The following is a 22846-nucleotide window of genomic DNA, read 5'->3' as shown; positions in this document are numbered from 1 at the left end:
CCTGCGCACAGGGAGTCAACGGTCACTCATCCGTACGCCCAGGGGACATCCGGCGTGCCGGTCGGTCAGCAGGGGGGGGTATCCCCCGCATGTCACTCCTGGTGGCCCAACACCAGCCATCTGGAGGGCAGTTCGATGCGCGTGCCGTCCTGGGTGAACTCGGTGGTGGTCAGCGGCAGTTCGCCCTCGGCGATGACCGCGAGCCCGGCGGAGGCGACGTACGTGTCCACCGCCGCGTCGACGACCTCGGCGGGGGCGATGCCGTGCGCGAAGATCGGCGCCAGCTTCGGGGGCGGGCCCGCCGGGTCCTGCGCCAGGCCCATCAGAACGGGGCGCGCCGCCTCCGAGAGCTCCACGACGAAGGCACGGCCGCGCTCGCCGAGCAGCGTGGCGATGCCGTCGAGCAGCGGCTGCCGGTCGGCGGGCTCGCACTGGTGGAGGACGCCCCGCATATAGACGTTGGCGTCGCCGAGTTCCGCGTGCAGCTGCTCCGGCTCGCTCTTCTCCACGGCATCGAGCTGACGGAAGTCCGCCTGCCCCGCCGGGTCGGCGCGCCGGGCGTGGTCGACGGCGGCCGCCGACAGGTCGACGCCGAGGACACGGGGGTAGCGGTCGGCGAGGAAGCGCGTCTGGGTGCCGTTGCCGCAGCCGAGGTCGACGACGGGGAGTCCCGCGGCCGCCAAGTGCGGCTCGAAGAGCGCGAGATGGAGGCCCACGGTGAGCGCGGGCTCGGCGTCCCAGAAGACCGCCCCCTGTTCGTCGGCGGCCTCCCGCCAGAACCCCTCCCACGCCTCCTTGTAGCGACTCGTGACGCCCATGCCAGTGCTCCCCGGGGTGCGATGGAGCCGCCGAAGCCGGCGACGAGATCGGTGTATCGCGCCCGGGGCGCGTGGACAAGGCACCCGCGCACTACTTCTGTCCCGTTCGATGCGTTCACGCCGGGCACACGCCCTGAATCACGCCCCGAACCACGCCGAAGGGTGCTCTCAGCGGCGCGGCAGGGCCAGTTCGAACCAGACGGTCTTGCCCACGCTCGTCCGGCTCGTGCCCCACTCCTTCGCGAGCGCGCTCACCACCCGCAGACCACGCCCGAACTCGTCGCCGGGGCCCGCGCTGAGCAGCGTCGGCAGCGTCTGGTCGTCGTCCTCGACCTCGCACAGCAGCGCCCCCGAGCGGACCAGGCGCAGGTCGATCCTGCTGCTGCGGGCATGGCGTACGACATTGGTGACGAGCTCGCTGACGAGCAACTCGGCGGCGTCGCTCAGCGCCTCCAACGACCAGGCGCGCAGCTGGGCGCGGACCAGGTCGCGGGCCCGGCTCACCTCACTGGGGTCGAGGGCGAGGCGCCGGTGCGCGACGTCCTCGGGCGCGATGCCGTTGAGTCTGGCCATCAGGAGCGCCACGTCGTCCTTGCGGCCGCCTCGGGTGTTGAGCGCGCGGATGATCGTGTCGCAGGCGTCGTCCATCGAGGCTGCGGGGTGCGCGGCGGACTCGGTGAGCGTGGCGAGGCCGACGCCGATGTCCTCGCCGCGGACCTCGACGAGGCCGTCGGTGCACATCAACAGCCGGTCGCCGGGCGCGACCCGCATCAGGACCGACTCGAAGGGCACGCCGCCGACGCCGATGGGCGCCCCGGTGGGCAGGTCGAGGAGTTCGCTGCGGCCGTCCGCCGCGCGCACCAGGACGGGCGGGATGTGGCCGGCGTTGGCCAGGTGCAGCTCGCTCGCGATCGGGTCGTAGACCGCGTAGAGGCACGTGGCGAGATAGTGCTCGCCCAGCCGCTGCGCGAGGTCGTCGAGGTTGCGCAGGAGCTGCTCGGGCGGCAGGTCGAGGGCGGCCATGGTCTGCACGGCGGTCCGCAACTGGCCCATCATGGCGGCGGAGTTGAGGCCGTGGCCCATCACGTCGCCGACGACGAGGGCGGTCCTCGACCCGGGCAGCTTGACCGAGTCGAACCAGTCGCCGCCGACCCGGCCGAGGAGCGTGCCGGGCAGATAGCGGGTGGCGATGTCGCAGCCGGACATGCGGGGCTGGATGTGCGGCAGCATGCTGTCCTGGAGGGTGTCGGCGACGCTCTCCTGGTAGGTGTACATGCGGGCGTTGTCGAGCACGAGGCCCGCGCGGGCGGCCAGTTCGGCACCGGTGACGCGGTCCATGTCGTTGAAGACGGGCCGCTCCTGGTGGCGGAGCAGGATCATGAAGCCCAGCACCACATTGCGCGCCTTGAGCGGTACGACGAGCATCGAGCGGTGGTTGATCAGCGGGCGGATGTCACGCTTCTCGAACTGGGAGGCGATGGCGTTGCCCATCTCCTCGGTGATGCGCGGCACGAGCACCGGGTCGCCCGAGGTCATGCACTGGAAGAACGGCGTGTGCGCGGGGAACGGCATGGACTCGCCGACCGGTACCACGTCGTCCCAGCGGCCCGGCTCGTCGGTGTGCTCCACGGCGACGCGGTGCCACAGGGTGGTCTCGTCGGGCGCGCCATCGGGGAACCCCTCGCCCGCGACGACCTGTTCGCGCAGATAGGTGCCCGCGACGTCCGTGAAGCGCGGCACGACGGCCTTGCTGACCTCGACGATGGTGCGGGACAGGTCGAGCGAGGAACCGATGCGCCCGCTGACCTCATTGAGGAACTCCAGGCGCTCGCGCACCGCCGCGTATTCGAGGTCCTCGCCCTCCTCGTCCACGCCGTCCGGTACCGCGGGCAGCCCTACCACGGCGGCCTGCGCGGCACGCCGCCTGCGCTCCTTGCGCTCGGCGCGGCGGGCCACGCCCCAGTCGGGGGTGACGGGAACCCGGTCGTGGCGGCTGAACTCCAGGACGGGATAGCCCAGTTCGAGGACCTGGGCGACAATGCGGGCGCTCTCGCCGACACTCATGCTCGGCAGGATCTCGGGGAGCCTGGCCGCGAGTTCGTCCGCGCCGGGAAAGTCCGTGTGCAGGGCGAAGCCGGGCGCGATCCGCTCGACCTGCTCGACCTGCTCGTCCCCGCCGCCCTCCTGTTCCCCGGGCGCGGACAGCCGCGTGGCGTCGGCGGCGAGCACGAGGAGCCGCTCCGGTCCGGGGCCGACCAGCGGATAGGCCCACCAGAGCACGTCGAGACGGTCGGCGGGAGCGCGCCCGGGACCGGTCAGCCGTGCGCGCCCTGCGGCCGGGTAGGAGATGCGCCCGTCCAGGGAGGTCTCCAGGTCGGGGCCGAGTCCGTCGTACGCCCCATAGGGCTCGCGGTCCTCCGGGATCGCGCCGTGCACCGGGAGCAGGTCGCCGACGGGGCGGCCGACGGCCTCCTCCTTCGCGTACCCGAAGAGGCGGCGGGCTCCGACGCTCCAGTGCGAGACGAGGCCTGCGCCGTCGACGACCACCACGGCCAAGGGGATGCGGCCGGACGCGGCACTCTGCGTCACCGGCGCGCCCGGAGTGCCTCGTTCCATGGCCCATGCTCCTTCCCACGGCGGCGCAAGATCTGAGCCGCCACCAACCACCGTACGACCGGCGCTGGTTGCCGTGCGGGGCAATGGGGGAAATTGGCCGGGGGCCGGAACACCGGCGCACGCCCCCTCGGCCCGCCCGGGTCAGTCCTCGTGACCCAGCTGAAGATCCCGCTCCGTACGGCCGCCGCCCGCGACCTGGAGGACCGTGGCGACCGGCGGGTAGCCGGCGGCGATCACGGTGTACTCGCCGGACGACAGGTCGACGAAGCGGAAAGTGCCGTCCGCTCCGGTGGTCAGGGTGTCGACGACGTTGCCCGCGGCGTCGAGCAGCGTCACGCGCGCGTCCTCGACGGGGCGTCCGCCGCTGGCCCGCACGGTGCCCCGCAGCACGGCGCCGCCCGCGAGCTCCACGTCCTGACGGGTCTCGCGCGAGGCCTGCACGCTGACGGGCAGCGCGGCGGGGCGGAAGGCGGGGGCGCTCGCCGCCAGGGTGTACTCCCCCGCGACCAACTCCGTGATGACATAGCCGCCTTCGCGCCCGCTGCGGGTGGTGGCGACGACCTCTCCGCGTACGTCGGTGAGGGTGACGGCGGCGTCCCTGACCGGAGTGCCGTCGGCGGTCACCACGGTCCCCGCGAGGCGCCCGGCCCCGCCGAGGACCACGTCGAGCTCGACGGGCCGCTCACCGACGGTGACGGTGACGGCCTGCGGCTGGTGCCCGCCCGCGGCCGCGATCAGCACGAACGAACCGGAGCCCGGGGTGGACAGGGCGTACCGCCCGTCCTCCCCGCTCGCGCCGCGCCCGATCTGCTGCCCCGCCACGTCGATGAGCGTGAGGGCGGCGCGGGGCACCACGGTGCCGTCGGGGTGCTGCACGGTGCCGCAGACCGGGACCCCGGCGGCGTACGTGGTCGTACGGGCCTGGGGCACGGCCACGGGCTCGGTGGCGGGTGCGTTGTGGGGGGCGGCGCTGGACAACAGGGGGGTCTCCTTGAGGAAGAAGGCGAGCAGCGTGCCGAGGACGAGCACCGGCACCAGGTAGAGGAAGATCCGCGGCATCGCGTCGGCGTAGGCCTGGATGTAGCCGTCGCGCAGCGGCGCGGGCAGCGCGTGGACGAGCTGCGGGGTGATGGACTCGGCGTCGGGCAGCCGCCCCTCGCCGGACCCGGCGGGGAGGTGGTCGGACAGCGCGTCGGCGAGCCGGTCGGCCAGGAGGGTGCCGAAGATCGCGGCGCCGACGCTGCCGCCGATCTGCCGGAAATAGTTGTGCGCGCTGGTGGCGGTGCCGAGGTCGGCGACCGGCACCGCGTTCTGCACGGCGAGGATCAGGACCGGCATGACCAGGCCGATGCCCGCGCCGAGTACGCCCATCCAGATGCTGTACTGCCAGCGGGCCGTGTCGACTTCGAGGCGCGAGAGCAGCCACATCCCGGTGACGGACAGGGCCCCGCCGAGGATCGGGTAGACGCGGTAGCGGCCGGTGTGGCTGATGAGCTGCCCGGAGATGATCGAGGCGCCGACGACGCCGGCCATCATCGGCAGCATCAGGAGGCCGGACTCCGTGGCGCTCGCGCCGTCGACCATCTGCAGGAAGGTCGGCAGATAGCTGGCCGCTCCGAAGAGGGCCACGCCGACGACCATGCCCACGAGCGAGGTGAGGTTGAAGACCCCGTCCCGGAAGAGGTGCAGCGGGATGATCGGTTCTGCCGCGAACTTCTCGACGATCAGGAAGAGCGCGCTCGCGAGGACGGCGCCGACGCCGAGCCCGAGGATGACGCGGTCGCCCCACTCGTACTCGGTGCCGCCCCAACTGGTCAGCAGCACCAGGCAGGTGGAGGCGGCCGCGAGCAGGATCGCGCCGAGCACGTCGAGGCGGCCCCTCGCGGCGGGCTTGGGCAGCTTCAGGACGAGCGTGACGACGAGCAGCGTGACGAGCCCGAAGGGCACGTTGAAGTAGAAGCACCAGCGCCAGGACGCATGGTCGGTGAAGAAGCCGCCGAGCAGGGGGCCCGCGACCGAGGCGAGGCCGAACGCGGCGCCGATCAGGCCCATGTAGCGGCCGCGCTGCCGGGGCGGCACGATGTCCGCCATGATCGCCTGAACGCCGATCATGAGGCCGCCCGCGCCGACGCCCTGGATCGCGCGGAAGGCGATGAGCTGGTCCATCGTCCGTGACCAGCCGGCGAGCGCCGAGCCGATGACGAAGACGACGATCGCGAACTGGAAGACGCCCTTGCGGCCGAAGAGGTCGCCGAGCTTGCCGTAGATGGGCAGGCCGATGGTGGCGGTCAGCAGGTAGGCGGTGATCGCCCAGGACATCTTGTCCAGGCCGTGCAGCTCACCGACGATCTTCGGGAGCGCCGTGGCGACGATCATCTGCTCCAGGGCGGCGAGCAGCAGGGCCAGCATCAGCCCGACGAAGACCATCCGCACCCGGCCCGGACTGAGCCCGTCCGCCGCCGTCGGACCGGGGTCCTGGGGCGGTGCCTGGCCCGCGCCCTGATCCGTCTTTGTCAGGGGCACGTCGGCCGCCTCGCCGTCCTGCTCGGCGGCCTTCACCAGCGTCGTCCCGCCCACGTACTGCTCCCCTCGTCGCACCTGCGCCGCCCATTTCTCGCATTACGCGACAACTGTGAGCAAGCGCGACGAGTCGCCCTTATGCGGGGGCTCACGGACGTAAGCGCCGGTCGGAGCCCTACGGCGTACAACGGCGTCGAGCGGAAAACCACTCGAAACGGTGAGCGGGAGAACAACCCTGATGGGTTACACGGGAGTTGGGCCGCCGAGTGATCCCGGCGGCCCGTACGCGCGCGGGGCTACTTCTCCAGCTCGGCGGCGAGCTTGCCGAGCACAGTGTCGTAGATCCGTCCGAGGCCCTTGGGCGCGAAGGTCTTCTCGAAGAAGCCGCCGATGCCGCCCGCGCCGTTCCACACGGTGGAGACGACCACGCGGGACTGGCCCTCGCCGGCCGGGGTCACGCGCCAGGTCGTGACCATGGAGGAGTTGCGGTCCTTCTCGACCAGTTCGCCGTCGGTGGGCTCGCTGACCTCCAGGAGGCAGTCGCGGATCCGCTTGCTGGTGGCCTGCAGCTTCCAGTGCACGAGGGTGCCCTCGCCGTCGCCGCCCTCGCGCACCTCGTACTCGCTGAAGTGCTCCGAAAGCAGCTTCTCGCGCGTGCCGTTGTAGTCGGCCAGCGCGTCGAAGACGTCGTCCGGCTTCGCCGCGATGATCCGCTCCGTGGTCGCCTCGACCTGCGCCATTGCACTTCCTCCAGCACTTGGTTTCTCGGGGGTTCGCGGAAAGCCAACCACCCTGTGCACCGGCCTCCCAAATCGGGTCCTCGCTCAGACGGGCAGCAGCCGCAGCGAGATCCACAGTGCGAGGGTCGACAGGACGAGGGCGGCGGGGGTGGTGAGCAGCCCGAGCCGGGTGAACTCCTTGAGGTCGACGTCGTGTTCGTGCTGATGCGCGATGCGGCGCCACAGGAGGGTGGCGAGGGATCCCGCGTAAGTGAGGTTGGGCCCGATGTTCACGCCGATCAGCACGGCGAGGACGGCACCGGGCCCTGACGGCGCGGCCAGCGGGACCAGCGCGAGGACGGCGGGCAGGTTGTTGATCAGGTTGGCGAGCAGCGCGGCGACGGCGGCCGTGCCGAGCAGCGCGGGCAGGGCGGTGCCGTCCGGCAGGACCTTCCCGAGCGCGTCGCCCAGGCCGTTGTCGACGACGGCCCTGACGACCACGCCGAGGGCGAGCACAAAGGCGAGGAACGGCAGCGAGGCCGCGCGCAGGATCGCCACCGGTGTCGTACGACGGCGTACGAGAGCCCGTACGCCGAGGACGGCCGCCCCTGCCGCTGCCGCCCAGGCCGGGTCGACGCCGACGGCGGAGGCCACCGCGAACCCGGCGAGTGTGGCGGCGACGGTCGCCAGGGCGAACAGCGGCATCCGCGGCGGCTCCGCGGTCTCGGCACCCTCGGCGGGGGCGTCGAGGTCCGCGGCGAAGAAGCGCCGGAAGACGGCGTACTCGACGGCGACGGCCACCAGCCAGGGCAGCGTCATGAGCAGCGCGAAGCGCGTGAAGCTCAGCCCGGTCGCGGTGAACGCGAGGAGGTTCGTCAGGTTCGACACGGGCAGCAGCAGCGACGCCGTGTTGGACAGATGGGCGGCGGCGTAGACGTGCGGCCCGGGTCGGGCGCCCATGCGTGCGGCCGTGGCGAAGACGACCGGGGTCAGCAGGACCACGGTGGCGTCCAGGCTCAGGGCCGCGGTGATCACCGAGGCGAGCCCGAACACGGCGGTGAGCAGCCGCCGAGGGCGCCCCGCGGCACGGCGTGCCATCCAGGTCCCGCAGGCGTGGAAGAGCCCCTCGTCGGCGCAGAGCTTGGCGAGCACCAGGACGGCGGCGAGGAAGCCGATCACGGGGCCGAGCCGCGCCGCCTCCTCCCGCACCTCGTCGAGCGGAATGGCCCCGGACGCGATCACGGCACCGGCGACGGGCACGGCGAAGGCGGCCTCGGGCCAGCGGAAGGGGCGGACGACCGCGCAGACCAGGACCACGGCCAGGGCGACGACGGACAGGGACTCGACGAGCATGGCTCCGATCATGCATCGCGCGTCCGCGCCGCCCCACGCCGGGCGGGGGCTCGTGGTTCAGGTCCGCGCGATCTCAGGCGTGCGAGAGCGGAATGACGGTCCTGTACTTGCCGCCGGGCGTCTGACGGGGCGGTTCCCCGGCGCGCTCGACGGCGACGTCGGCGACCCCCTGGTCGGCGAGCAGGCCGGTCAGCTCCTGGTGGACGGCGCGCCACACCCGCTCGGGGTCGACGCCCTCGGCCAGGTGCATACGGACCCGCAGGGTCGCCGGGGCGGTCTGCTCGACCTGGAACACCTCGACGCCGGGCGTGCGGTCGATGAGCGTGCCGAAGGACAGCGGGGGGATGTCGACGCCCTCGCCCCGCCCGGTGGGGAAGGTGAGCACGTCGCCGGCGCGGCCCTGGACGCGGAGCGCGGGCAGCGGGTCGCCGCACGGGCAGGGGTCGGGCCTGAGCAGGACGCTGTCGCCGAGGTCGTAGCGCAGGAAGGGCTGTACGCGGTTGGCGAGGTTGGTGAGCAGGACGGTGTGCGAGAACCGTCCCGGCGGGGTGGGGCTGTGGTCGGCCTCGACCGGTTCGAGGACGGCCCAGTCGCTGTTGACGTGGTACCAGCCCTCGGCGCAGCTGTTGCTGAGGTAGGTGCACTCGGTCGCGCCGTAGATCGTGCGGACCGTGCTGCCGAAGGCGTTAGCGATGCGGGCGGTGTCCTGCGCGGTCATCGTCTCGCCCGCGGGCTGGATCAGCAGCGGGTCGATGCGCAGGCGGCCCGCCTCCCGCTCGGCGGCGAGCAGCGTGATCACGCCCGCGTAGCCGATGAGGACGGCGGGGCGGTAGGCGTTGAGGCGGGCGACCAGCTCGGGCATCGGCACGTGCACCGAGAAGGCGCGGACCAGCTTGCCGCGCACGGCGGACTCGCGGACCGTGCGGGAGTACCCGGCGTAGCCGACGTAGTGCCCGCCGGTGGCCACGAGTTGGGCGAAGCGCCCGCCGCGGACGGCGGCCCTCAGGGTGCCTGCCGTGCCCAGGCAGGAGGTGAGGGCGCGGGTGCCGAGCGCGGCGCCCACGTTCATGGACCGGTCGTCGAGCACGAACAGGCCGCGCCGTCCGCTGGTCCCCGAGGTGGTGGCCACCAGGTACTTGCCGAGGAATCGCTGTCCGATGAGGTCGGGGTCGCCGGTGAAGGCGCGCACCTTCTGCAGGGTGATGTCGCGGTCGGTCGCCCAGTCGTCGAAGTGCTCCATCAGCCGCTTCTTGTCGGTGACGGGTAACAGCGCCGGGTCCGTCACCCGCTCGGGCAGGCCGCGGTACAGCTCGCGACAGTGGGGCGACGCGGCGCGCGCGTGGGCGACGAGGTGGGCGAGGCGCTCGCGCTGCCGCCGGGCGATCGCGGGCATGCCTTCCTTGCGGGCCAGTCGGATGTCCCGGCCCAGCCACGACATGGTGTCGGTCATCGTTGCGCACTCCTTCGGGTGGCGGGCCCCGCCGACAGGCCGACCTGCCCGAGGACCGCGTGGAAGTAGGCCTCGATCTCGTCCGCCCCTGTGGTGTCGGGGCGGGAGGCGAGGTGCTGCAGTGCCGCGCCGCTGAGCATCTGCCGCAGGACCTCGGGGTCGCTGCCCGGGGGCAACTGCCCGGCCGCGCGGGCGCGTTCGAGGGCGGTGAGCACCGCCGTGTCGCGGTGGCGGCCGTGGGCCTCGTGGTATGCGCGCAGCAGTTCGGGGAGGTCGTCCACCGTGCCGTAGAGGCGGCGGATCAGGCGGCGGGCCCGGGGGTTGCCGAGGTGTTCCGCCCACTCCGCGACCATGCCGTCGAGGTCGGCCCGGTCCAGCGAGTCCGCGGCCACGTCCCGGTACTCCCACTCGATCGCCCGCACCAGCAGGTCGGTCGGGGTCGGGAAGCGCCGGTACACGGTCGCGCGGGTGACCCCGGCGCGGCGGGCGACCTGCTCGATGCTGAGGAGCGCCGCGCCGCGCTCGATGAGCAGGTCGAGCGCGGCGGCGAGGATCGCCTCGTCCGCCTCTCGACTGCGGGGGCGGCCCGGGGGTCGCGTGGCGGTGCGGCTCTCGTCGCCATTTTCATCTCCGTCGAGCGTCACCCGAAAAACAATACGACACAGCTCTGTATTGTATCTAGCCGCACGATCAAGTGAACACGTGTTCTATTCTGTGGTCGGAGCTACAGAGGAGGCGTCATGCGCTGGGAGAATCTCTCCGACGGGCCGCGTCAGGGCACCACGGACGCCGCGCTCTTCGGCGCGGACGTGGTCACCACGCGAACGTTCGACACCCCTGAGTTCAGGGGGATCACCTTCCACGAGATCCGTGCCAAGTCGATCGTGAACCGTGTGCCGGGGGCGTCCCGCATGCCGTTCGAGTGGACGGTCAACCCCTATCGGGGGTGCACGCACGCGTGCGTCTACTGCTTCGCGCGCAAGACGCACAGCTACCTCGACCTGGACACCGGCCTCGGCTTCGACAGCCAGATCGTCGTCAAGGTCAACGCCGCCGAGCTGCTGCGGCGCCACCTCGCCTCGCCGCGCTGGCACGGCGACCACATCGCCATGGGCACGAACGTGGACTGCTACCAGCGGGCGGAGGGCCGCTACCGCCTGATGCCGGGGATCATCGCGGCGCTGCGCGACCAGGGGAACCCCTTCTCGATCCTGACCAAGGGCACGCTGATCCTGCGCGACCTCGACCTGCTGCGGCAGGCGGCCGCCGTGACCGACGTCGGGATCTCCGTGTCCGTGGGCTTCACCGACCACGAACTGTGGCGCACCGTCGAGCCGGGCACGCCCGCCCCCGAGCGCCGCCTGGACGTCGTACGCACCCTGACCGAGCACGGCATCGGCTGCGGGGTCCTGATGGCGCCCGTCATCCCCTTCCTCGGCGACCACCCCGACCAGTTGCGCGCCACGGTGCGGGCCGTCGCCGCGTCGGGCGCCACCTCGGTGACGCCCCTCGTGCTGCATCTGCGGCCGGGCGCACGCGAGTGGTTCATGGCGTGGGTCGCACGGCACCACCCCCATCTGGTGCGGCGGTACGAACGGCTGTACGCGGAGGGCGCCTACGCCCCCAAGTGGTACCAGCGCCGCATCACCCGCCATGTGCACGAGCTGGCCGAGGAGTTCGGCATCGGCCCCACGCGCGCGGGTGCCGCGCGGCGGATCCGCGTCCGCGAGGAACCGGAGCCCGCGGCGGGCCCCACCCAGCTCACGCTTCTGTAGGCCGCCCGACGGATCTCCCCGTGAACCTCCTCCGGAAGCGCTTCCCCTTTCGGGTCATCCCTCGGCCGAACCCGCCCTCCCCCGCCGGGCTTCCGGAACGATGCGTCCGGGGTCGTGGCAGGCACGTGCCCCGCCCCGTAGCCCCAGCCCCGGGAGGCCGGATGAAGAAGCGCGCCGTCGCACTCGGCTCGGTCGCCGCCGTGGTGGCCGCGGCCCTCACGGCGGTGCCGCACGCCGCTTCCGCCACGAGCACCGCGCTCACGTGGAAGAAGTGCGCCACCAAGGACCGACCGACGCTCCAGTGCGCGTCGTTGGAGGTCCCGCTGGACCACGACCGTCCGCACGGCGAGCGGATCGCCCTCGCCCTGTCCCGCGTCCCGCACACCGCGAAGACCTTCCAGGGGCCGCTCCTGGTGAACCCCGGCGGACCCGGCGGCAGCGGCCTGGCCATGGCGGGACCCTTCGCCGACGCGCTGCCGAAGAAGGTCGCGGCGCAGTACGACGTCATCGGCTTCGACCCCCGCGGCGTCGGAAAGAGCGAGCCCGCGCTGAACTGCCGCCCCGGGCACTTCTCCCCCACACGCCCCACCACCGTCCCGGCCACGCCCGCCCTGGAAGAGGCCAACGTCGACAGGGCACGGGCGTTCGCGCGGGCGTGTGCCGCGAAGTACGCGGATGTCCTGCCGTTCATCGACACCGTCAGCGCGGCGAAGGACCTGGACGCCATCCGCACCGCACTGGGCGCACGCCGCATCAACTACTTCGGCTACTCGTACGGCACTTACCTGGGCGCGGTCTACGCCAAGCTCCACCCGCACCGGGTGCGCCGCATGGCACTCGACTCCCTGGTCGACCCGACCGGCACCTGGTACGCGAACAACCTCCGCCAGGACTATGCCTTCGACGCCCGCCACAAGGCGCTCATGGCCTGGATCGCCCGCCACGACACCACGTACGAACTGGGCAAGGACCCCGCGAAGGTCGAGGCCAGGTGGTACGCGATGCGCAAGGCGCTCGCCGAGAAGCCCGCGGGCAGGAAGGTGGGCCCCGCCGAACTGGAGGACACCTTCCTCCCCGGCGGCTACTTCAACGGCTACTGGCCCCACCTGGCCGAGGCGTTCGCGGCGTACGTGAACCGCGGCAAGAGCGCCCCGCTCGTCGAGGCGTACGAGAACCTCGGCGCGGTCGACGCCGCCGGCGAGAACGGCTACAGCGTCTACACGGCCGTGCAGTGCGGGGACGCCGCGTGGCCGCGCGACTGGCGGACGTGGCGTGAGGACAACGACGCGGTGCACGCGAAGGCGCCGTTCTCGACCTGGAACAACGCCTGGTACAACGCCCCGTGCGCGTTCTGGCCCACGCGCGCCCTGACCCCGCCGGACGTCGGCAACTCCGCGCTGCCGCCGGTCCTGATGTTCCAGGCGACCGGCGACCCCGCCACCCCCTACGACGGCGCCCTCACCCTGCACCGCAAGCTGCGCGGCTCCCGCCTGGTGGTCGAGCGGGGCGGCGGCAACCACGGCGTCACGCTGAGCGGGAACGCCTGCCTGGACCAGCACTTGGCGGACTACCTGGCCACCGGCGAGGTACCGGTCGGCGGCGGCGGGATCGACGCGGTGTGCGAGGCGCTGCCCGACCCCGAGCCGCCGAGCGGCAAGGACGGGGCGTCCGGGACCGGGCGCGGGGCACTGTCAGTGCCATGGTCCACCATGGGGGCATGAGCCGACTGACCCACATCAGCGCCCCCGAGGGCGTCGCCCCCGCCACCGCGTACACGCACGTCGTGATGGGGACAGGCCGATTCGTGGCGATATCGGGCCAGTTGGCCCTCGACGAGCAGGGCAAGCCGGTCGGCGTGGGCGACGCGGCGGCGCAGGCCCACCAGGTCTTCGAGAACCTGCGGCGCTGCCTCGCGGCGGCGGGCGCGACCTTCGACGACGTCGTGAAGCTGACGTATTTCGTGACGGACATGGCCCACATGGCGGCGGTGCGCGCCGCCCGGGACGCCTTCCTGGACCCCGAGCGCCTCCCCGCGTCCTCGGCGGTGCAGGTCGCCTCGCTGGTCGCCCCCGAATTCCTGATGGAGATCGAGGCGTTCGCGGTGGTGGCCGAGTAGATGTCCGACCTGCGCATCCGGACGATGACCGAGGCCGACTGCGAGGCCGTGGCCGGACTCCGCGTCCTCGGCTGGCAGTCGGCGTACGCGGATCTGATGCCCCGGTCGTTCCTGGCCGCGCTCAGCGTGGAGGACGGCGCGGCCGACCTGCGCGAGCGGCTCGCGCGGGGCAGCGCCGCCACGGTGGACCTGATCGCCGAGCGGGCGGACCGCACCGTCGGCTGGGCCGCCTTCGGCCCGGCGCGCGACGACGACCTCCCGCCGGGCGAGGCCGAGTTGTACGCGTTGTACGCCCACCCGGAGCACTACTCCACGGGCGTGGGCCGCGCCCTCACCGAGGAGTGCGTGACCCGCTGCACGGCTTCCGGCCACCCGCGGCTGCGCCTGTGGGTCGTCGAGGGCAACGCCCGCGCCCGCCGTTTCTACGAGCGCGCGGGCTTCGCACCGGACGGCGCCCTCGCCCCCCAGACGGTGGGGGACATGCCCGTGCCCGAGCTCCGCTACAGCCGCGACCTGCGCTGAGCCGCGGCCGCCTCACTCCGGCAGCCGCGCCAGCGCCGCCGAGGCCGCGGCCGCGAGACGGGGGTGGGCGCGTGCCGCCGTCAGGACCGGTCTGGCCCGGCCGTCCCCGAGCGCGCCGAGCCCCTCCACGCACGCGAGCGCGATCTTGCCGAAAGGATCGTGCGGCGCGAGCCTGCGCTCCAGCGTGGTGATCAGCGCGGGCACGGACTCCGGGGCACGCAACTCCGTGAGCAGACGCACCGGGTGCAGGGCGTAGGCGACGCGGAGCTCATTGGTCGCGAGGGCGGCCGCCGCGCGCGCCGTGCGCGGGTCGCCGAGCCGCGCCAGGGCGTAGGCCGCGGCGGCGCAGCGCGGCGGATCGCGGTGGTTGAGGAGCAGGACGAGGGCCTCGAAGGCCCTGCGGTCGCCGGCGACTCCGAGCCTGACGGCCGCCAACTCCCGCGCCCACAAGGGCTGCCCGGGCGACACGAGCACTTCGGCGAGCTCGTCGAGGTCGTCGGCGCCGATCAGCCTCTCGTACTCCTTACCCCCTCCCGACTCACCGCGTAAACGTTCCGTCACCGTCCGCAACTCCTGATCCATGGCCGCGAGCCTAAGCCTTACCCAGCGGTCGCGATGTAGATCACAGACATCGGACAACATCGAGGGCTGGCGCGCTCATTACTCGCGGGTTAATCTCAGGTGAGCGGGGCACACTCCCCTCAAGTACTTCCTCGCGACGGCCTGGTGACGCAGCCGTCGCGGATGCAGGTCGGTTCGGTACCTCAGGTACCTCTCAGTACGACATGGCTCCGGGACAGAGCCGGTCGGTTCCTTCACCGGGCGCTGCCCTCGCGCCGCCCGGGGCACGAGACCCACCACTTTCCGCACGCCGCACGGCCGTTGGCCGTCCCGCGTGCGCCCCTCAGTCGTCACCCTCTTCCTTCCTGGAGTCCTCGCATGGACGCTCCCTTGAACACCGTCGCCGTCATCGGCCTGGGCACGATGGGCACCGGCATCGCCGAGGTCCTGGCCCGCGCGGGCCGCGAGGTCATCGGCATCGACATCAGCCAGGCCGCGGCCACCCGGGCGGTCGCCGCCCTGGAGGTCTCGACCGCCCGCGCCGTGCGCCGCGAGCGGCTCACCGACCAGGAGAGGCGCGACACCCTCGCCCGCTTCCGCACCTTCACCGACCTGCAGGCCGCGGCCGACGCCGACCTGGTGATCGAGGTCGCCCCGGAGTCGTACGAGATCAAGCAGCAGATCGTCCGCGAGCTCGACTCGGTCGTGCGCCCGGACACGATCATCGCGACCGGCACCAACGCCCTGTCCGTGACCCGCCTGGCCGCCGAATCGGCCCGCCCCGAGCGCGTGTTGGGCCTGCACTTCTTCAACCCGGCGCCCGCGATGAAGCTCGTCGAGGTCGTCTCGTCCGTGCTCACCGCGCCCACCGCCGTCGCCGCGGTCACCGAGCTTGCCCACGCCCTCGGCAAGGAGCCCGTGGCGGTCGGCGACCGGCCCGGCTTCGTCGCCGACGGCCTGCTCTTCGGCTACCTCAACCAGGCCGCCGCGATGTACGAGGCGAAGTACGCCTCCCGCGAGGACATCGACGCCGCGATGAAGCTGGGCTGCGGCCTGCCGATGGGCCCGCTCGCGCTGCTCGACCTGATCGGCGTGGACACCGCCCGCACCGTCCTGGACGCCATGTACGCGGAGTCCCGCGACCGTCTGCACGCCCCCGCGCCCGTCCTCAAGCAGCTCAGCGAGGCGGGCCTGACCGGACGCAAGTCGGGCCGCGGCTTCTACACGTACGCCGAGCCGGGCAGCGCGGAGGTGGTGCGCGACGCGCTGACCCCGCTGGAGGGCGAGCGGCGCACGCCGGGCCGGGCGGTGCGCGCGGTCGGCGTCGCGGGCTCCGGCACGATGGCGTCCGGCATCGCGGAGGTCTTCGCCAAGGCCGGGTACGACGTGGTGCTCGCCGCGCGCAGCGAGGAGAAGGCGCAGATCGCCAAGTCCCGTATCGGCACGTCGCTTTCGCGCTCCGTCGACAAGGGACGGATGACCGCCGAGTCCGCGGCGGAGACCCTGGAGCGGATCACTCCGGCCGGTTCGTACGACGCGTTCGCCGATGTCGATCTCGCGCTCGAGGCCATCGCCGAGGACCTGGAGGTCAAGCAGCAGCTGTTCGCGACGCTCGACAAGGTCTGCAAGCCGGGCGCGATCCTCGCGACGACGACGTCCTCGCTGCCGGTCGTCGCCTGCGCCCGCGCCACCTCGCGCCCGCGCGACGTGATCGGCATGCACTTCTTCAACCCGGCCCCGGCGATGAAGCTCGTCGAGGTGGTCCGCACCGTGCTGACCGCGGACGACGTGCACGCCACCGTCCGGGAGGTCTGCACGGCGATCCGCAAGCACCCGGTGGACTGCGGGGACCGCGCGGGCTTCATCGTGAACGCGCTGCTCTTCCCGTACCTGAACAACGCGATCAAGATGGTCGAGGAGCACTACGCCTCGCTCGACGACATCGACGCCGCGATGAAGCTCGGCGGCGGCTACCCCATGGGCCCCTTCGAGCTCCTGGACGTCGTCGGCCTGGATGTCTCGCTGGCCATCGAGAAGGTCCTGCACCGCGAGTTCCGCGACCCGGGCCTGGCCCCCGCGCCGCTGCTCGAGCACCTGGTGGCCGCGGGCTGCCTCGGCCGCAAGACGGGCCGTGGCTTCCGCGAATATGCCCGCCGCTGAGCCCTCCGAGGGACTCCTGGGCGTACGGACGGACTGGGGCGGGCTGCTCGATCCCACGGGCGGCCCCGTCCCGCAGGAGCAACGCGGCGCGCATATGCAGTACGTTCATGGCATGTCCAAGGCCGCCAAGTCCTCACGTAACGCCACCCCCGACGCTCCGGAGAGCGCCGCGGGCAGCCGTGCCGCAGCCCAACGGCTCAAGATGCGCCGGGAGCTGGCGGCGGCGGCCATGGAGCTCTTCGCGTCCAAGGGGTACGAGGCGACGACGGTCGACGAGATCGCCGCCGCCGCGGGCGTCGCCCGCCGGACCTTCTTCCGGCACTTCCGCTCCAAGGAAGAGGCGATCTTCCCGGACCACGACGACACCCTGATCCGCGCGGAGGCGGTGCTGAACGCGGCCCCGCCCCACGAGCACCCGCTGGACACGGTGTGCCGCGGCATCAAGGAAGTCATGAAGATGTACGCGGCGCAGCCCTCCGTCTCCGTGGAGCGCTACCGCCTGACCCGCGAGGTCCCCACGCTCCGCGAGCGCGAGATCGCCTCCGTGGCCCGGTACGAGCGGCTTTTCACCCGCTATCTCCTGGGCCACTTCGACGAGCAGGCCCACCACGACGGCAACGACGACCCGCTGCTCGCCGAGGTGGCCGCCTCCGCGGTCGTCACGGCCCACAACCACGTCCTGCGCCGCTGGCTGCGGGCCGGCGGCCAGGGCGACGTGGAGACCCATCTGGACCACGCCTTCGCGATCGTCCGCCGCACCTTCGGCACGGGCATCGGCGCGGGCCGCGACACCTCGCCCACGGCGGCCCCCGCGGCGGTCTCCGCGCAGGGTGAGGTCCTCGTCACCGTCGCCCGCACGGACGCACCGCTGGACGAGGTCATGCGCACCATCGAGAAGGCGCTGCGGGAGCGTTCGTAACCGTCGATCACCGGCTTCGCCGGGTTCGTCCTCAAGCGCTGGACGGGCTGGAATATCCAGCCCGTCCAGCGCTTTTCGCATGCTCGGCAGCGCCACGCGGCGCGGCGCGCAAGGCCCTGACCTGCACTGATCGATCATCGGTCAAAAAATATTGGCACCCAGTGTCTTGCCCACTGGCACGCGGTGCCATACGTTGATGTTGTCCGGGCGGCCGGCGTGCAGAGATCATCCGTACGTCGGCTGTCCCCTCAAGCCACGGCTTGTGCGCCCGGACGCCTGCGTCACAGGCACCTCCCACGCCCCACCAAGGCGTTGCCGAGCACCACCCTTCGCCGAACCGACGGCACACCTCCACAGCACCATCAGCACCCCGACGTAACCCTCAAGACAGCGCTCCCGCAGGGCGCTTCTTCGCCGGAGGCAAAACCGTGAAGGAAATCCTGGACGCGATTCAGTCGCAGGACGCCAAGTCCGCCGACTTCGCCGCTCTCCCCCTGCCCGACTCGTACCGCGCGATCACCGTGCACAAGGACGAGACGGAGATGTTCGCGGGCCTGGACACCCGCGACAAGGACCCCCGCAAGTCCCTCCACCTGGACGAGGTGCCGGTCCCCGAACTCGGCCCGGGCGAGGCACTGGTGGCCGTCATGGCCTCCTCGGTGAACTACAACTCCGTGTGGACCTCGATCTTCGAGCCGCTGTCGACCTTCGGCTTCCTGGAGCGGTACGGCAGGCTCAGCGAGCTCACCAAGCGCCACGACCTGCCGTACCACGTCATCGGCTCCGACCTCGCGGGCGTCGTGCTGCGCACCGGCCCCGGCGTGAACTCCTGGAAGCCCGGTGACGAGGTCGTCGCGCACTGCCTGAGCGTCGAGTTGGAGTCCAGCGACGGCCACAACGACACGATGCTCGACCCCGAGCAGCGCATCTGGGGCTTCGAGACCAACTTCGGCGGCCTCGCCGAGATCGCCCTCGTCAAGTCCAACCAGCTCATGCCGAAGCCGGACCACCTGAGCTGGGAGGAGGCCGCCGCTCCCGGCCTGGTGAACTCCACCGCGTACCGCCAGCTGGTGTCCCGCAACGGCGCCGGCATGAAGCAGGGCGACAACGTCCTGATCTGGGGCGCGAGCGGTGGACTCGGCAGCTACGCAACGCAGTTCGCGCTCGCGGGCGGCGCCAACCCCATCTGCGTCGTCTCCAGCGAGCAGAAGGCAGACATCTGCCGCTCGATGGGCGCCGAGGCGATCATCGACCGCAGCGCCGAGGGCTACAAGTTCTGGAAGGACGAGCGCACCCAGGACCCGAAGGAGTGGAAGCGCTTCGGCAAGCGCATCCGTGAGTTCACCGGCGGCGAGGACATCGACATCGTCTTCGAGCACCCCGGCCGCGAGACCTTCGGCGCCAGCGTCTACGTCACCCGCAAGGGCGGCACCATCACCACCTGCGCCTCCACTTCGGGCTACATGCACGAGTACGACAACCGCTACCTGTGGATGTCCCTGAAGCGCATCATCGGCTCGCACTTCGCCAACTACCGCGAGGCGTGGGAGGCCAACCGCCTGATCGCCAAGGGCAAGATCCACCCCACCCTCTCCAAGGTCTACTCGCTGGAGGAGACGGGACAGGCGGCCCACGACGTCCACCGCAACGCCCACCAGGGCAAGGTCGGCGTCCTCGCGCTCGCCCCCAAGGAGGGCCTGGGAGTGCGCGACCCGGAGACGCGGGCCAAGCACATCGACGCCATCAACCGCTTCCGGAACGTCTGACCCCTCTAGGAGCACCGGAACATGACAGAGCGTCAGAAGGACCGGCCGTGGCTCATGCGGACCTACGCCGGTCACTCCACGGCCGAGGCGTCCAACGAGCTGTACCGACGCAACCTCGCCAAGGGGCAGACGGGCCTCTCGGTCGCGTTCGACCTGCCCACGCAGACCGGCTACGACCCCGACCACATCCTCGCCCGCGGCGAGGTCGGCCGGGTCGGCGTGCCGGTCTCGCACCTCGGTGACATGCGACGCCTGTTCCAGGACATCCCCCTGGAGCAGATGAACACCTCGATGACGATCAACGCCACGGCCATGTGGCTCCTGGCGCTCTATCAGGTGGTCGCGGAGGAGCAGGGCGCGGACATCACCAGTCTCCAGGGGACGACGCAGAACGACATCGTCAAGGAGTACCTCTCGCGCGGGACGCACGTCTTCCCGCCGGGTCCGTCCCTGCGCCTCACCACCGACATGATCACGTACACGGTGGCGAACATCCCCAAGTGGAACCCCATCAACATCTGCAGCTACCACCTCCAGGAGGCGGGGGCCACTCCGGTCCAGGAGATCGCGTACGCGATGTCCACCGCCATCGCGGTTCTCGATGCCGTACGCGACTCCGGGCAGGTCCCCGAGGAGAAGTTCGGGGACGTCGTGGCCCGCATCTCCTTCTTCGTGAACGCGGGTGTCCGCTTCATCGAGGAGATGTGCAAGATGCGGGCGTTCGGGCGGATCTGGGAGCAGATCACGCGCGAGCGGTACGGCATCGAGAACCCGAAACAGCGCCGCTTCCGCTACGGCGTGCAGGTCAACTCCCTGGGCCTGACCGAGGCCCAGCCGGAGAACAACGTCCAGCGCATCGTCCTGGAGATGCTGGCCGTCACGCTCTCCAAGGACGCACGCGCGCGCGCCGTGCAACTCCCCGCCTGGAACGAGGCGTTGGGGCTCCCCCGCCCCTGGGACCAGCAGTGGTCCCTGCGCATCCAGCAGGTTCTCGCCCACGAGAGCGACCTGTTGGAGTACGAGGACATCTTCGCCGGGTCGCACGTCATCGAGAAGAAGGTCGACGAGCTGGTCTCCGAGTCGCTCGCCGAGATCGACCGGATCCAGGAGATGGGCGGCGCGATGGCCGCCGTCGAGTCGGGCTACCTCAAGTCCCAGCTCGTCTCCTCGCACGCCGAGCGCCGGGCCAGGATCGAGGCCGGCGACGAGAAGATCGTCGGCGTGAACGTGTACGAGTCGACCGAGCCGAACCCGCTCACCGCCGACCTGGACGCCGCGATCATGACGGTGGACCACGCGGTCGAGGCGAAGGTCGTGCGGGCCATCGGCGACTGGCGCACCACGCGCCAGGAGTCATCGGACCGGCAGGGCATGGGCGACCCGTACCACTTCCCGACCACCCAGCAGGCCCTGGAGCGGCTCAAGGAGGCGGCCGAGGGGACGGAGAACCTCATGGCGGCCACCCTGGAGTGCGCCCGCGCCGGGGTCACCACCGGCGAGTGGGCGGGGGCGCTGCGCGAGGTCTTCGGCGAGTTCCGCGCACCCACCGGCGTCTCGTCGGCGCCGGTCGCGGTGACCGCCGAGGAGGGCACGCCGCTGGCCGAGGTCCGGCGGAAGGTCGACCGCACGGCCGACGAGCTCGGCGGCAGGCTCCGTCTCCTCGTCGGCAAGCCGGGCCTGGACGGCCACTCCAACGGCGCCGAACAGATCGCCGTGCGGGCCCGCGACGCCGGGTTCGAGGTGGTCTACCAGGGCATCCGGCTCACCCCGGAGCAGATCGTGTCCGCCACGCTCGCCGAGGACGTGCACTGCGTCGGCCTGTCGATCCTGTCCGGGTCGCACGCCGAACTCGTGCCCGACGTCCTGGACCGGCTGCGCGAGGCGGGCGCCACCGACATCCCCGTGATCGTCGGTGGCATCATCCCCAACGCCGACGCCGAGGACCTGAAGCGTGCGGGTGTCGCCGCCGTCTTCACGCCCAAGGACTTCGGCATCACGGAGATCATCGGCCGTATCGTCGACGAGATCCGGAAAGCGAACAACCTCGACCCTCTGGAGGTCCCCGCATGACCGCGCCGATCAACCGCCTTCGCCCGCGACGCTCCTGTCTCGCGGTCCCGGGAAGCAACCCCCGCTTCCTGGAGAAGGCCCAGGGCCTCCCCGCCGACCAGGTCTTCCTGGACCTGGAGGACGCGTGTGCGCCGCTCGCCAAGCCGGAGGCGCGCCACACCATCGTCAAGTTCCTCAACGAGGGCGACTGGACGGGCAAGACGCGGGTCGTGCGCGTGAACGACTGGACGACGGAGTGGACGTACCGCGACGTCGTCACGGTGGTCGAGGGCGCGGGCCAGAACCTCGACTGCATCATGCTGCCGAAGGTCCAGACGGCCGACCAGATCGTCGCCCTCGACCTGCTCCTGACCCAGATCGAGAAGACGATGGGCTTCGAGGTCGGCAAGATCGGCATCGAGGCGCAGATCGAGAACGCGCAGGGCCTCAACAACGTCAACGCGATCGCCGAGGCATCGCAGCGCGTGGAGACGATCATCTTCGGCCCGGCCGACTTCATGGCGTCCATCAACATGAAGTCCCTGGTCGTCGGCGAGCAGCCGCCCGGCTACCCGGCCGACGCCTACCACTTCATCCTGATGAAGATCCTGATGGCCGCCCGCGCCAACAACCTCCAGGCGATCGACGGCCCCTACCTCCAGATCAAGAACGTCGACGGCTACCGCGAGGTCGCGAACCGCGCCGCCGCGCTCGGCTTCGACGGCAAGTGGGTCCTGCACCCCGGCCAGGTCGAGGCGGCCAACGAGGTCTTCTCGCCTTCCCAGGAGGACTTCGACCACGCCGAGCTGATCCTGGACGCGTACGAGTACTACACGTCCGAGGCGGGCGGCAAGAAGGGCTCGGCGATGCTCGGCGACGAGATGATCGACGAGGCGAGCCGGAAGATGGCGCTCGTCATCTCCGGGAAGGGCCGTGCGGCGGGCATGCAGCGCACGTCCAAGTTCGAGGCTCCGGAGGCGTAGGGCACATGCAGTTCGGCCGCACTTACGAAGAGTTCGAGATCGGCGCCGTGTACAAGCACTGGCCCGGCAAGACGGTCACCGAGTACGACGACCACCTCTTCTGTCTGCTCACCATGAACCACCACCCCCTCCACATGGACACCAACTATGCGGAGAAGACGACGGACTTCGGGAAGAACGTCGTCGTGGGCAACTACATCTACTCGCTGCTCCTCGGCATGTCCGTCCCGGACGTCTCCGGGAAGGCCATCGCCAATCTGGAGATCGAGTCGCTCAAGCACGTGGCACCGACCTTCCACGGCGACACGATCTACGGCGAGACGACCGTCCTCGACAAGACGCCGTCGAGGTCCAAGAGCGACCGCGGGATCGTCCACGTGGAGACCAAGGGCTACAAGCAGGACGGCACGCTGGTCTGCGTGTTCCGCCGCAAGGTGATGGTGCCCACCGAGACGTACATCAAGGAGCGCGGCGGCGAACAGCCCGGCCGCCCGGAGCTGAAGCAGCAGGAGAAGTAGC

Annotated in this window: 18 protein-coding genes; 10 read left to right on the top strand and 8 right to left on the bottom strand. The window is 71.4% G+C overall.

What is annotated here, in order from left to right:
- Nucleotides 1-92 precede the first annotated feature (92 nt).
- From AB0B50_RS04870 to AB0B50_RS04840, 7 genes are all read right to left on the bottom strand, one after another.
- Nucleotides 93-818: a class I SAM-dependent methyltransferase gene (locus AB0B50_RS04870; protein ID WP_362325654.1), complete on the bottom strand. Its 726-nt coding sequence runs from the start codon at nt 816-818 to the stop codon at nt 93-95.
- Between the two features lie 168 nt (nt 819-986).
- Nucleotides 987-3434, bottom strand: a complete 2448-nt coding sequence (locus AB0B50_RS04865) for a SpoIIE family protein phosphatase (protein ID WP_362325651.1) — start codon at nt 3432-3434, stop codon at nt 987-989.
- A 141-nt stretch (nt 3435-3575) separates the two neighbouring features.
- Nucleotides 3576-6011 carry an MFS transporter gene (locus AB0B50_RS04860; RefSeq protein ID WP_362325649.1) on the bottom strand — a complete coding sequence of 812 codons (2436 nt, stop codon included), beginning with the start codon at nt 6009-6011 and terminating at the stop codon, nt 3576-3578.
- A gap of 239 nt (nt 6012-6250) precedes the next feature.
- Entirely contained in the window at nt 6251-6694 is a 444-nt protein-coding gene (locus AB0B50_RS04855) for an SRPBCC family protein (protein WP_362325647.1), read from the bottom strand.
- Nucleotides 6695-6778: 84 nt separating this feature from the next.
- Entirely contained in the window at nt 6779-8026 is a 1248-nt protein-coding gene (locus tag AB0B50_RS04850; RefSeq protein ID WP_362325644.1) for an SLC13 family permease, read from the bottom strand.
- Between the two features lie 73 nt (nt 8027-8099).
- Nucleotides 8100-9476 (bottom strand): phenylacetate--CoA ligase family protein, encoded by a 1377-nt coding sequence (locus AB0B50_RS04845; protein ID WP_362325641.1) that lies wholly within the window; start codon nt 9474-9476, stop codon nt 8100-8102.
- Nucleotides 9473-10120 carry a TetR/AcrR family transcriptional regulator gene (locus tag AB0B50_RS04840; protein WP_362325638.1) on the bottom strand — a complete coding sequence of 216 codons (648 nt, stop codon included), beginning with the start codon at nt 10118-10120 and terminating at the stop codon, nt 9473-9475. The genes AB0B50_RS04845 and AB0B50_RS04840 overlap by 4 nt, the downstream gene beginning before the upstream one ends.
- A 96-nt stretch (nt 10121-10216) precedes the next feature.
- Here AB0B50_RS04840 and AB0B50_RS04835 point away from each other — a divergent pair, with 96 nt between their 5' ends.
- The 4 genes from AB0B50_RS04835 to AB0B50_RS04820 all read left to right on the top strand — a co-directional run bounded on the left by AB0B50_RS04835 (nt 10217) and on the right by AB0B50_RS04820 (nt 13889).
- Entirely contained in the window at nt 10217-11251 is a 1035-nt protein-coding gene (locus AB0B50_RS04835) for an Rv2578c family radical SAM protein (protein ID WP_362325635.1), read from the top strand.
- A 161-nt stretch (nt 11252-11412) separates the two neighbouring features.
- Complete coding sequence (locus AB0B50_RS04830; RefSeq protein ID WP_362325632.1) at nt 11413-12972, top strand: alpha/beta hydrolase; 1560 nt, start codon at nt 11413-11415, stop codon at nt 12970-12972.
- Nucleotides 12969-13367, top strand: a complete 399-nt coding sequence (locus tag AB0B50_RS04825; RefSeq protein WP_362325629.1) for a RidA family protein — start codon at nt 12969-12971, stop codon at nt 13365-13367. The genes AB0B50_RS04830 and AB0B50_RS04825 overlap by 4 nt, the downstream gene beginning before the upstream one ends.
- Complete coding sequence (locus tag AB0B50_RS04820) at nt 13368-13889, top strand: GNAT family N-acetyltransferase (RefSeq protein ID WP_362325626.1); 522 nt, start codon at nt 13368-13370, stop codon at nt 13887-13889.
- 12 nt (nt 13890-13901) lie between these two features.
- On the opposite strand, the gene AB0B50_RS04815 is transcribed toward AB0B50_RS04820, so the two are convergent.
- Nucleotides 13902-14471, bottom strand: a complete 570-nt coding sequence (locus tag AB0B50_RS04815) for an adenylosuccinate lyase (protein WP_362325623.1) — start codon at nt 14469-14471, stop codon at nt 13902-13904.
- Between the two features lie 357 nt (nt 14472-14828).
- On the opposite strand from AB0B50_RS04815, the gene AB0B50_RS04810 reads away from it, so the two are divergent.
- From AB0B50_RS04810 to AB0B50_RS04785, 6 genes are all read left to right on the top strand, one after another.
- On the top strand, nt 14829-16610 hold the full coding sequence (locus AB0B50_RS04810) for a 3-hydroxybutyryl-CoA dehydrogenase (protein ID WP_362325620.1): 1782 nt from the start codon (nt 14829-14831) through the stop codon (nt 16608-16610).
- 94 nt (nt 16611-16704) lie between these two features.
- Nucleotides 16705-17529: a TetR family transcriptional regulator gene (locus tag AB0B50_RS04805; RefSeq protein WP_362326802.1), complete on the top strand. Its 825-nt coding sequence runs from the start codon at nt 16705-16707 to the stop codon at nt 17527-17529.
- 428 nt (nt 17530-17957) lie between these two features.
- Complete coding sequence (gene ccrA, locus AB0B50_RS04800) at nt 17958-19295, top strand: crotonyl-CoA carboxylase/reductase (RefSeq protein ID WP_362325617.1); 1338 nt, start codon at nt 17958-17960, stop codon at nt 19293-19295.
- A 21-nt stretch (nt 19296-19316) separates the two neighbouring features.
- Nucleotides 19317-21365, top strand: coding sequence for a protein meaA (locus tag AB0B50_RS04795; RefSeq protein ID WP_362325614.1), 2049 nt, complete (start codon nt 19317-19319; stop codon nt 21363-21365).
- Nucleotides 21362-22327, top strand: coding sequence for a CoA ester lyase (locus AB0B50_RS04790; protein WP_362325611.1), 966 nt, complete (start codon nt 21362-21364; stop codon nt 22325-22327). Before AB0B50_RS04795 ends, AB0B50_RS04790 begins: the two co-directional genes overlap by 4 nt.
- 5 nt (nt 22328-22332) lie before the next feature.
- Complete coding sequence (locus AB0B50_RS04785; protein ID WP_362325608.1) at nt 22333-22845, top strand: MaoC family dehydratase; 513 nt, start codon at nt 22333-22335, stop codon at nt 22843-22845.
- Nucleotide 22846 lies beyond the last annotated feature (1 nt).

Source organism: Streptomyces sp. NPDC041068, assembly GCF_040647455.1.
Taxonomy (GTDB): domain Bacteria; phylum Actinomycetota; class Actinomycetes; order Streptomycetales; family Streptomycetaceae; genus Streptomyces.
The sequence above is the reverse complement of the archived record's forward strand: the minus strand, read 5'-3'. Positions and strand labels throughout refer to the sequence as shown.

What these genes read in the sequence shown, in the direction of transcription:
- AB0B50_RS04870 (WP_362325654.1), bottom strand. Translation starts at nt 818, where the DNA reads ATGGGCGTCACGAGTCGCTACAAGGAGGCGTGGGAGGGGTTCTGGCGG.
- AB0B50_RS04865 (WP_362325651.1), bottom strand. Translation starts at nt 3,434, where the DNA reads ATGGAACGAGGCACTCCGGGCGCGCCGGTGACGCAGAGTGCCGCGTCC.
- AB0B50_RS04855 (WP_362325647.1), bottom strand. Translation starts at nt 6,694, where the DNA reads ATGGCGCAGGTCGAGGCGACCACGGAGCGGATCATCGCGGCGAAGCCG.
- AB0B50_RS04850 (WP_362325644.1), bottom strand. Translation starts at nt 8,026, where the DNA reads ATGCTCGTCGAGTCCCTGTCCGTCGTCGCCCTGGCCGTGGTCCTGGTC.
- AB0B50_RS04845 (WP_362325641.1), bottom strand. Translation starts at nt 9,476, where the DNA reads ATGACCGACACCATGTCGTGGCTGGGCCGGGACATCCGACTGGCCCGC.
- AB0B50_RS04835 (WP_362325635.1), top strand. Translation starts at nt 10,217, where the DNA reads ATGCGCTGGGAGAATCTCTCCGACGGGCCGCGTCAGGGCACCACGGAC.
- AB0B50_RS04830 (WP_362325632.1), top strand. Translation starts at nt 11,413, where the DNA reads ATGAAGAAGCGCGCCGTCGCACTCGGCTCGGTCGCCGCCGTGGTGGCC.
- AB0B50_RS04825 (WP_362325629.1), top strand. Translation starts at nt 12,969, where the DNA reads ATGAGCCGACTGACCCACATCAGCGCCCCCGAGGGCGTCGCCCCCGCC.
- AB0B50_RS04820 (WP_362325626.1), top strand. Translation starts at nt 13,368, where the DNA reads ATGTCCGACCTGCGCATCCGGACGATGACCGAGGCCGACTGCGAGGCC.
- AB0B50_RS04815 (WP_362325623.1), bottom strand. Translation starts at nt 14,471, where the DNA reads ATGGATCAGGAGTTGCGGACGGTGACGGAACGTTTACGCGGTGAGTCG.
- AB0B50_RS04810 (WP_362325620.1), top strand. Translation starts at nt 14,829, where the DNA reads ATGGACGCTCCCTTGAACACCGTCGCCGTCATCGGCCTGGGCACGATG.
- AB0B50_RS04805 (WP_362326802.1), top strand. Translation starts at nt 16,705, where the DNA reads ATGCAGTACGTTCATGGCATGTCCAAGGCCGCCAAGTCCTCACGTAAC.
- AB0B50_RS04795 (WP_362325614.1), top strand. Translation starts at nt 19,317, where the DNA reads ATGACAGAGCGTCAGAAGGACCGGCCGTGGCTCATGCGGACCTACGCC.
- AB0B50_RS04790 (WP_362325611.1), top strand. Translation starts at nt 21,362, where the DNA reads ATGACCGCGCCGATCAACCGCCTTCGCCCGCGACGCTCCTGTCTCGCG.
- AB0B50_RS04785 (WP_362325608.1), top strand. Translation starts at nt 22,333, where the DNA reads ATGCAGTTCGGCCGCACTTACGAAGAGTTCGAGATCGGCGCCGTGTAC.